The organism is Azospirillum sp. UFLA03-27 (assembly GCF_059803775.1).
This window is the reverse complement of record NZ_JAUQTX010000258.1, coordinates 1-9,221: the sequence shown is the minus strand read 5'-3', so window position 1 is coordinate 9,221 and position 9,221 is coordinate 1. Positions and strand designations below refer to the sequence as shown.

Genomic DNA, 9,221 nt, shown 5'->3' with positions numbered 1-9,221 from the left:
AAATCGCCCGCTGAAACCCGCATTTTTATCCTCAACAGAGGCAAAAGGCCGAAATATGTTCGTTTTTCCGCACCCTGATAGATGTGCCGGTTTTTTGTGCCGGCCCTGGACGGGACATACCCCAGATAAATCTCCGTCGTTTTCACGCTGCTGTGCCCCAGGTGCTTGGACAGGGCGTAGATGTCCCACCCGTTCCGCAAGGCCCGGATGGCGAAGCCCTGCTGCAGATCGTGGCAGCGAAAGGGCCGGAACGGTGTGCCCACCCGCTGTGCCGACTTTTGTGCCGACCACACCATCTCCCGAAACCGTGACAATACGTTGAGATAACGCGACCCCTTCCCGTGCCAGAACACCGCGTCGGAACCCAGGAAGTGGGGCAGGGCGGTCAGCATCGTCAGCGTGTCCGGTTCCAGGCGGATCGTGCGCGGCCGGTTGGTCTTCGTCTTCAGAAAGGTCACCGTGCCGGACTTCAGATTGACCTGCCTCCAAGTCAGGCCGGCGGCCTCCTCCTGCCGGCAGCCGGTTTGGGCGAGGAACCGGATCATGCTGGCGAACAGGCCGGAGCATCGCGTGATGCCGGCCTTGACGTCCGCGCTCGACAGCGGATGGATCGACTCGCGCTGTTCATGGGGGAGGCGGCGATTGCAGTCGCGTGCCGGGTTCGCCTCGCACGCCCCCCACTCGACGGCGGCGCCCAAGACGGCGGACACGGCGGTCAGGTCCTGGTTGATGGTGGCTTTCCTGGGGCCGCCCTTGCTCCTGGCGCTGATCAGGGCGGAGATGGTCTTCCGCGTGATCTGATCGACGTACAGCGCCTCCAGATGTGGGCCAAACCTGCCCAAGGCTGACCGTGTACCACTTCAAAGTGCCGGGCTTCACCGCGTCCGGCCCCGCCTCGGTGAGGTACCGCACGACTGCGGCCTTCCACGTCAGGCGTGATTCGCCGAAGTGGACCGCGGCGGTGATTTCCTTCTTGAGCTGGTCGAGGCGCCTTTGGGCTTTTTTCCGATCAGGTGCGCTAACAATGCGGACTTCTTTCTTCTCTCTAAATCAAGATCGCTTGACGTAAGGCGATGCGATCGCAAATCTCTCATAAACTTTAGTAAAGACATCCTTTTTTTAGTGTTATCTAATAAGATTTTATGCAATCTACATATTAATTTATCAAATGCTCCGACATTTGGTATTGATTCTGCGTCGCATGTGTTTTGTTTGATAAATATAGTATGGTATGCATGCGACGAATTTTCGATATTTGTTGCCACAAATATGCTTTCTCGGTCGAATGCAATTGAGTATCCAGCGCGCCGCCCCGGCAAAGCCTACTACCTGAACGAAGGCCAAGCGCTGGCCATCTGCGCCCTATCCCGCACCCCGCAAGCCGCCCTGGTGCGCCGGCAGATCATCGAGGTGTTCTTGGCTTACCGGCGGGGCGTGCTGCCCGTGGCCAAGGAACAGCAACAGACCATCGCCCACCTCGCCACGGCCCCGCACATCCGGGCGATCTTCAAGGGCGGCTACCCACATCGACCAGCACGACCGTCGGGTGGCGTGATGCCGGAGCCGCCCGCCTGCTGCTGGCGCACCAGTTCATCGTTGCCGCCCGGTCGATCAGCAGCGGTTCCGAACGGCAGGAGGCGAACGCGCTAACCCGCTGAAAAACGTTGTGATCGTGGTTTGGAGGGAAACTGATGCGCTGGAAGTCTGGCTATTGGAAGCCGAAGAGACGATCCCCCAGCACGGGACGATGGCTCAACCGGATCAAGGTCCGCCGAACCCACCAACCCTCTGAGAATCCTTGCGATCTAAAAACGAAGCATCCAATGACCACGACCGCCGGTGCGGCGATCCCGCGCGACATTCACGACGACGCCCTGGCGCTGGTCCGTCGCTTCGAAGGCCTGTACCTGAAGGCCTACCTGTTGTGCCGACCATCGGCTACGGCCACACCGCCGGGATCCGGATGGGGCAGGCCATCAACGGCCTCCAGGCCGAGGTCTACCTGCGCGCCGACATGGGCACCGCCGCGGAGCAGGTCGACAAGCTCGTGAAGGTGCCGCTCACCGATCGGCAGCGCGGCGCCTTGACCTCCTTCGTGTTCAACCTGGGGGCCGGCGCCTTGCAGACTTCGACCCTGCTGCGCCTGCTGAACCAGGGCGACTATGACGGGGCGGCGGCGTAGTTTCCGAATTGGGTCGATGTCATCGTCAATGGCGTCAGGAAGCAGCTTCCGGGGCTGGTGAAGCGTTGCCCGGCGGAGAAGGCGCTGTTCGAGGCGGGCTGATCGTCGGCCGGTTATCGCGCTGGGGTTGGCATGTCAGCAGGCCGGTGGCTCGACAAGCGATAGTGCTCAGCGGCACGGCGCGTGATAGAAAATTGAGCCTACCTCGTGCGAGATGAGAATGAGAACGCCTCCAGCCTTAACAGCTTCCCGAAGCGTCTTTTGTGGACTACTGGCGCTACTCTCCGTTGCGGCTCTGACTGCGCCGGCTGCTGCGGAGCCGGCCTACGGCTTCGCACCAGGGAGCACACTGCCGATCTTCACATTTCACGGTGAGGACGGTGTGCGTCGCTCAACGGCGGAGTTTCGTGGCAAGTGGTTCCTTTTCAAGCGGGGAGCCGAATGGTGCTTGCCGTGCATCGGAGAACGGCCTTCGGTCGAGAGCTTCATGAAGGTCCACCCCGATGTGCCTGTCGTAATGCTCGTTTCCCCGCGTCCCAGCGAGACCGACCTGGAAGGGGCGTTCCAACGCGACCTGGACTATCAGCGGCGAAAGGCGCTGCGCACGGACTACATCGCCGTGTTTGACAGCCGCGACCCGGCACCCCGCGACCTTCCGACGCCGAAGTCCGTCACTGACCTTCCGTTGACCGTTGTCGTCGATCCGCAGGGCGTTATCGCCGCGTTGTGGACCAGCACGTACCAATACCAACGACACTTCATGAGGCATGGGATCGTCGGCAAGGCTGAACCAGAGTTCCGTGACTACGTCGAGGCTTTGCTTTCGTGTAAGGGAGCTAAAGGGGGAGCTGCAACCTCCACAGCGCTGGAGATTGCGAAGACGTTCGACGTTTCCTGCTCATGACGTAAGGACGCCTCGGCCACCAGTCCAGCACCGCCGAACAGCGCCGTAAACCCAGCCCGCCCGGACCTCCGCGGCGGGCTTTTCCTTTTCCGGCGTCCCCATGACCGATTTCCTCAGCCGGAAGCTGGTCCGCCGGCAGTACGACGAACTGCCCCTGCACGAGCACTGGTGTCCTGGCTGCAACGCGATGCCCCAAATCGCCGCGGACAACCACCGGCGCCTGCACGAACCCATCGGCAACATTCCTCCCGCCGAGGCTGAAACTCGCCATTATGTTCAAACCGAGGACATCGTCATGGTGGCGTGCCCCAAGCCGAATGTACTCAGGAAGAAAAACCCGGAGCGATTTACTATGACCTCTGGCCGCTTGTCCGGCGGGCGGCCTTCTGTATAGTCCAGCCCATCCAGTGTCTAAGCCTTCGTGCTTCCGGTCGGCGACGCCACATCAGCAGCACGAAGGGACAAGATCGCCATGGCGATGCCAAGGAAAGCGGGGCAGAGAGCAAGGCAGATGATGGGAGTGGATGCGGTGCTGGAAGGGAACCGGAGGCGAGGGTCTTGCGGCGGCTTCTGAGAACCAACCGTCCGCTCCGGCGCATCGGCGCGCTCGGTGGGATCGTGCTGGCGGCCCTGTGCGGCGGCACCGCGATGATGATGGATCGTCTGCATGACGAGACGGTGGCCGAGGCGACACTCGGCCTGCGCACGCTCAACGCTTCGCTGGCCGAGCAGACGCTGCGCGCCATCGAAGGCATCGAACTCACCGTCAGCGGAGTCGTCGATCAGATACCCGCCGCCAACCGGCGCAGCGCCGACGCCTTCAAGCGCCTGGGCGCCGACTACGAAACCCATGAATTCTTGAAAGCCAGGGTGTCCAGCCTACCGCAGCTGGAGGCTTTGAGCTTGATCGCCGCCGACGGCACCTTGGTCAACTTTACCCGCCAGTTCCCGGCTCCGCCACACGACCTGTCGAAGCGCGACTATTTCCTGGCGCTCAAGAACGCTGATCCTGAGCGCGTTTTCGTCAGCCGACCGGTGAAGAGTGTCGCCACCCAGGATTGGACGCTCTACATCGCCCGCCGCGTGAACGATCCCGATGGCGGATTGGCTGGGCTGGTCGTGGGGGCCATGCGCCTGTCCTATTTCGAGCAGTTCTACCGCAGCCTGCATGTGACGCCGGGAACCGGAATTAGTCTGTGGTGGCGCGATGGCATGCTGCTGGCGCGCTACCCGACGTTGCCAGACAAGGTCGGGACCATCGCCATCAGCCCCGGCGTCGCCGAACTGGTCGCAAACCACGCAGCCGGCACCTATGAGACGCCGCAGTCGGTCGACGGCCAGGCCCGCATCCTGTCCTTCCTGTCCTTGCGCAACTACCCGCTGGTCGTCGGCGTAAGCCGGACACGGGGAGAAATCCTATCCCGCTGGAATGATCAGGCGCAGATCATCGCCGCCGCCGGGCTGCTCAGCGCGGTGGCGCTTGCCCTGATGCTGTGGGCGATGGCACGCCAATTCCTCGCGTATGAAACCGCCAACCGGGCGCTCCAGGAGCGGCAGCAAGCGGTCGAGGCGCGCAATGTGGCGGAGGAGCATGTTCGCCAACTGCAGAAGATGGAGGCGCTGGGCCAGCTGACCGGCGGGGTGGCTCACGACTTCAACAACCTGCTGCAGGCGGTGCGCTCCAGCCTGCACCTGCTGGAGGGCAGCGGCGAGGTGGTGGAGGCGGAGAGCCGCCGGGCGCTGCAGGTCGCAAGCCAAGCGGTCGAGCGCGGCGCCACCCTGACCCAGCATCTGCTGGCCTTCGCCCGCCGGCAACGGCTGGCTCCGGCACCCGTCGACCTTGGCGCCCAGGTGGCGGGGATGGTCACGCTGCTGGAACGCACTCTGGGCAGCGCCATCCGCATCCGCCTCGACCGGGAAGCCGACGTGCCGCCGGCCCTGGTCGATCCCCACCAGTTCGACATCGCCCTGCTGAACCTCGCGATCAACGCCCGCGACGCCATGCCCGGCGGGGGCACCCTGACCATCGCCATCGCCAGTCTGTCAGTGGGTGAGGAGACCAAGGGAGGGAGCGAGGGAGAGGCGAAGGAGATGGGCGTCTCGCCCGCCTTGGCGCCGGGTGATTACGTCGCGGTGACGGTTCGCGACAGCGGGACCGGGATGCCGCAGGACGTGCTGGACCATGCCATCGAGCCCTTCTTCACCACCAAACCGGTCGGCCAGGGCAGCGGGCTGGGACTGAGCATGGTGCACGGCCTGACCGCCCAATCGGGCGGCGGCATCCGCCTGGAAAGCCACCTCGGCGTCGGCACCGCGGTGACGCTGTATCTTCCCCATGCCCCTGCCGACAGCCGGACCGACACTCCGGACGCCGTCACCGCTCCTCCTCCCCTTGCCGCTCCCCTGACTGCCGCCTCGGACGGACCGCCGCTCGGGATGTCTCACGTCCTGCTGGTGGAGGATGACGCCCTGGTCCGCATGGCCAACGCCGCAGTGCTGGACGAGGCCGGCATGGTGGTGACCGAGGTCGGCTCCGGGGAGGAGGCTCTGGCCCTGCTGGAGGCGGACGAGAATCTGAGCATCCTGGTCACTGACTTCGCCATGCCCGGCATGACCGGCGCCGACCTTGCTCGTCTTGCCCGCCGCCATCGCCCCGACCTGCCGATCCTGATCGTCACCGGCTATGCCGAGAAGGCGGCACTCCAGGATCTCGGCCGTGAGCCCGGCATTCGCATCCTGTCCAAACCTATCCCACCGACAGCCCTGATCGAGCATATCTCAGCGGTGCTGTAGGGATCACGTCGAACTGGTCTCAGGTGGCGCTCGTAACGTTTACAACCGAGCGGCCTTCCTTACTCCAAGCCGCCCGGCAGCTTTTCCTTTTCCGGAGTCCCATGTCCGAACTCCTCAGCCAGAAGCAGCCCGCCGGTTGGAGCGAACGATGAGGCAATGCCTCCATGGTCGGCGGCAAGCGCTCATCGGAAAGGCGCAGCCAACCCCTGGAAACAACTGGTTGGCGACTGGTTCAGGCTGGCCCAGAACGCGCTCAAACTACGGATCGCCTCGGATAAAGCTTCGAAATCCATGGGCTTAACAACGAACGCATTCGCGCCCAGCTCATAGCTGAGTGTGATGTCGTTGTCCTCGCATGACGCTGTGAACATGACGATGGGAACGTGCCGGATGGCCGGGTTGCTCTTCACCCGTTCCAGCACCTCCAGCCCGTCGATCTTGGGGAGATCGAGTTCGAGCAGGACGACCGCGGGTAGCTGGGTTGGCCATCCAGTTTCCGGATCGCGAAGAGACAGCATCCGTAGCGCCTCTTCACCATCGCGGGCAACAATAATCCCGTTGGAGAGCTTGCATTTCTTCAGCGCCGCCAGCGTCATTTCCAAGTCCCGCGGATTGTCCTCGACCACCAGGATGGGCTTCAGGGCACTTGTCGTCACTCGCATCTCCCGCATCAGTTATTTCTTCGTTGAACACCGCGGGCGCGAATTTATTCGAGCACTCCCCAAATGTGACGATTGATGCTCCTTCGATGCTGTCGAGGGAATTTAGGCGGAGGGCGGGACAATACAGGTTCAGGTCTGCATCGGCTATCGGTCGAAGAACTGGCGGAGATGGCGACAGCACGCATGCTCTCGCCGGACATCCCGGCGGACGAGCTGGATTGAAGGCGTGACCGCCGGGTAGGGACGTCACCCCCTACGTTCGGTCGCCCCACCCGCAGATGGGCCGACGCCGGCCTGTATTGTCCGGTCCACACGGCGGTCACTGTCCGCGACGTGTGCATGCTGAGCCGAGGCTCCTCCCGCCACTCTACGTCCGAAACGTCTTCGCAGACTGACCAGAGCCTACAGCACCGAGGTTTCACCCACCAGCCGCCCGGCCCCCGCCAAGGCGGCTTTTTCATGCCCGAGTTTAATAAGACAGCCGGACAGGTCCCTTATTGAACGGGCGAATAGCATGCCCGAAGGAGCGGCGTCCCCATGCTGCCACTGCTCATCCCCATCATCTCCGCCCTCGCTCCGGTGCTGCTGCCAGAGATCGCCAAGGCCGCTCTTGGCACTGGCGAGACCGCCCAGAAGGTGGGCGAGGCCGCGGTGTCCGTCGTCTCGGCCGTAACCGGGGTTCCGATCAGCAACACGGCGGATGCCGAGCGGGCCGTCGCCGCGGTGCAGACTGATCCCGCCAAGCTGGCCGAGTTGTACCGCCAGCAGGGCGATCAGGTCGTGGCACTGCTGCGGCTGGACAACGAGGACCAGGCCGACGCTCGCGCGCAGACCGTCCAGCTTGCGCAGGCTGGCAGCCGCATCTCCTGGGGCGCGCCCATCGTCTCGACCATCGTCCTGGTGACGTTCGGCATCGTGTTGTACCGAGTGCCGAGCCGGCCGGCCGGCGCAATCGACCAGAACGCCACGCTGATGCTCGGCGCCCTGACCACCATGGCGTCGGCGGTGGTGTCCTACTGGGTCGGCTCCAGCGCCGGGTCTGCGGCGAAGGACAAGCTGCTCCGGAAGTTAGGGAATCGCCATGATCGTTCCTCACCTCTCCGACCTCGCCGGGGCCGCCGGGTTCGCGCTGGTTGCCCTCTGGCCCTGGCTGTCTGGGCGCCGTGCTCTGCTGGCCGGGCAGGGCGCCTTGACCTGGGCAGGCTGGCCATCGGCCTGTGCGGCGGCCGGGATGATCCTCGCCACCGTAGCGCGTTGGTGTCGGTCCGCCCTCCTGCTGCGCGTGTTGTTCCTGGCCGCTGGCGTCTGCTGGGACGCGCACGACCTGCTGACCGGCTCGACCTTCGGGTTGGCCGCCGACCTGCTCTGCATGGCCGAGCTGGTCTACGGCGCGTTGCGCGGTTGCGTACCTCGGAAGCGTGACGAAGCAGCGCTCCCGGAGTCACTTCCTACCTCCCAAGGGCCAACGCCGGGGCTGCCTTCCGTTGAGCCGCGATGAGGAGCAGGATCAGGAGGAACGGCCGAATGCAGGTGAGAACGAGAAGAATGCCGGCGTTCCCAGGCGCATAGTTCCCGGCCACCCAAATCTGATGAAAGTGGCCGTACGCCACGCCGATGTAGAACAGCGATGCGTAGGTCACGACCGCCGCCTTGAAGCCGAGTGATCTGTGGAAGGCAAGCACCCCCATGACGCCCAGCGCTATGTCGGCGACGCCGATCTCGAACTGAAACGGGCTTGTTGTCCACCCGATGAACGCCGCGGCGCGCTCGGGAGCGAACACATGGAACAGCCCAGCCCAGAGAGCATCGACTCCAACGGCCAACAGCAGCAGCCAGGACAGATAGCTTTCCGGGGTCCGATCAGATCGGCTGAGGGTGGGAATGATAATCGCCAGTAGAAAGGTGATCAAAGGAATGTGTGTCAGGACAAATCGTATCAAATTAGCGATGTCCATTTCGTCCTCCTTGGAAGAGACGACAAGCGGACGTTGAGACGTTTATCTCGCCCGTTCCAAGAGGCTATCGGAAATACCTCGATGTAGGCGCTTTCCTCGCGCCTGTATCTGTTATGGCGAGGTGCGCAACCGTATCGATCCTGCGAACTGATGTCTGCAGATCGTCGGTCTGACTACCCAATCCCTATCATCAATCAAAGAATACCAACCGTGAACGCCATGTTCCCGGCGCGCACCGTCGCGCCCGACTTCCGCCTCGTCGAAACCCTGTCGCCGAGCACCGGCCCGCTCGCCCCGGCGCTGGGCGCCGCGCGAGACCGCCTGTGCGCCGAACTGGTCACCCGCGGCGTGACACCAATCCTGTGCGACTCCTGGCCGGATCTGCAGGCGCTGAATGCCCAGCACCGCGATAGCTGGTTCCCGCTGCTACCCAAGCCGTCCAGTGCCCCGGCCTTCTGGCTCGGGCTGGTCGACGGCGCAGGGGAGGTGGTCGCCACACACGCCGTGGTGTTGCTCGACTGCACCGCGTTCAGCTTCGGCCCCCCGCTGGCGGACCTGTCAGCGCTGCACGATCCCGGCTCGGCGCCGGCGGACGAATGGGCCTTCGTCGCCAGCAAGGCTGACCTGCTCCCCTGAAACTCCTCCACCCTGAGTTAGAGTCCGTCGAGCAAGGAGACGGACATGAAGAAGAGCCGGTTCAGCGAGGAACAGATCATTGGAATCCT

The 9,221-nt window shown here is 63.6% G+C and carries 10 protein-coding genes; 7 read left to right on the top strand and 3 right to left on the bottom strand.

Annotated elements, in window-relative coordinates; translation table 11 throughout:
• Positions 1–842 (bottom strand): tyrosine-type recombinase/integrase (locus tag Q4I23_RS27065; RefSeq protein ID WP_498528257.1); only part of this gene is annotated, 842 nt, incomplete at its 3' end.
• 106 nt (positions 843–948) lie between these two features.
• Here Q4I23_RS27065 and Q4I23_RS27060 point away from each other — a divergent pair.
• The 5 genes from Q4I23_RS27060 to Q4I23_RS27040 all read left to right on the top strand — a co-directional run bounded on the left by Q4I23_RS27060 (position 949) and on the right by Q4I23_RS27040 (position 5,879).
• The gene (locus Q4I23_RS27060; protein WP_498528256.1) at positions 949–1,650 is read left to right on the top strand and encodes a hypothetical protein; all 702 of its coding nucleotides are present in this window, start codon (positions 949–951) and stop codon (positions 1,648–1,650) included.
• 274 nt (positions 1,651–1,924) lie between these two features.
• Positions 1,925–2,182: a lysozyme gene (locus tag Q4I23_RS27055; protein ID WP_498528255.1), complete on the top strand. Its 258-nt coding sequence runs from the start codon at positions 1,925–1,927 to the stop codon at positions 2,180–2,182.
• A 487-nt stretch (positions 2,183–2,669) separates the two neighbouring features.
• Positions 2,670–3,086 (top strand): TlpA family protein disulfide reductase, encoded by a 417-nt coding sequence (locus Q4I23_RS27050; RefSeq protein ID WP_498528254.1) that lies wholly within the window; start codon positions 2,670–2,672, stop codon positions 3,084–3,086.
• 100 nt (positions 3,087–3,186) lie between these two features.
• A complete protein-coding gene (locus tag Q4I23_RS27045; protein ID WP_498528259.1) occupies positions 3,187–3,480 on the top strand; it encodes a hypothetical protein in 294 nt (97 codons plus the stop codon).
• A 164-nt stretch (positions 3,481–3,644) separates the two neighbouring features.
• Entirely contained in the window at positions 3,645–5,879 is a 2,235-nt protein-coding gene (locus Q4I23_RS27040; protein ID WP_498528253.1) for a hybrid sensor histidine kinase/response regulator family protein, read from the top strand.
• A 182-nt stretch (positions 5,880–6,061) separates the two neighbouring features.
• On the opposite strand, the gene Q4I23_RS27035 is transcribed toward Q4I23_RS27040, so the two are convergent.
• Positions 6,062–6,541: a response regulator gene (locus Q4I23_RS27035; RefSeq protein ID WP_498528258.1), complete on the bottom strand. Its 480-nt coding sequence runs from the start codon at positions 6,539–6,541 to the stop codon at positions 6,062–6,064.
• Positions 6,542–7,622: 1,081 nt separating this feature from the next.
• On the opposite strand from Q4I23_RS27035, the gene Q4I23_RS27030 reads away from it, so the two are divergent.
• Positions 7,623–8,039, top strand: a complete 417-nt coding sequence (locus tag Q4I23_RS27030) for a YgjV family protein (protein ID WP_498528252.1) — start codon at positions 7,623–7,625, stop codon at positions 8,037–8,039.
• Here Q4I23_RS27030 and Q4I23_RS27025 read toward each other — a convergent pair.
• On the bottom strand, positions 7,990–8,496 hold the full coding sequence (locus Q4I23_RS27025) for a DUF6790 family protein (RefSeq protein WP_454016977.1): 507 nt from the start codon (positions 8,494–8,496) through the stop codon (positions 7,990–7,992). The two genes, Q4I23_RS27030 and Q4I23_RS27025, sit on opposite strands and share 50 nt — an antisense overlap.
• A gap of 210 nt (positions 8,497–8,706) precedes the next feature.
• Between Q4I23_RS27025 and Q4I23_RS27020 the strand changes: the two genes are divergently transcribed.
• Entirely contained in the window at positions 8,707–9,132 is a 426-nt protein-coding gene (locus Q4I23_RS27020; RefSeq protein WP_498528251.1) for a hypothetical protein, read from the top strand.
• Positions 9,133–9,221 lie beyond the last annotated feature (89 nt).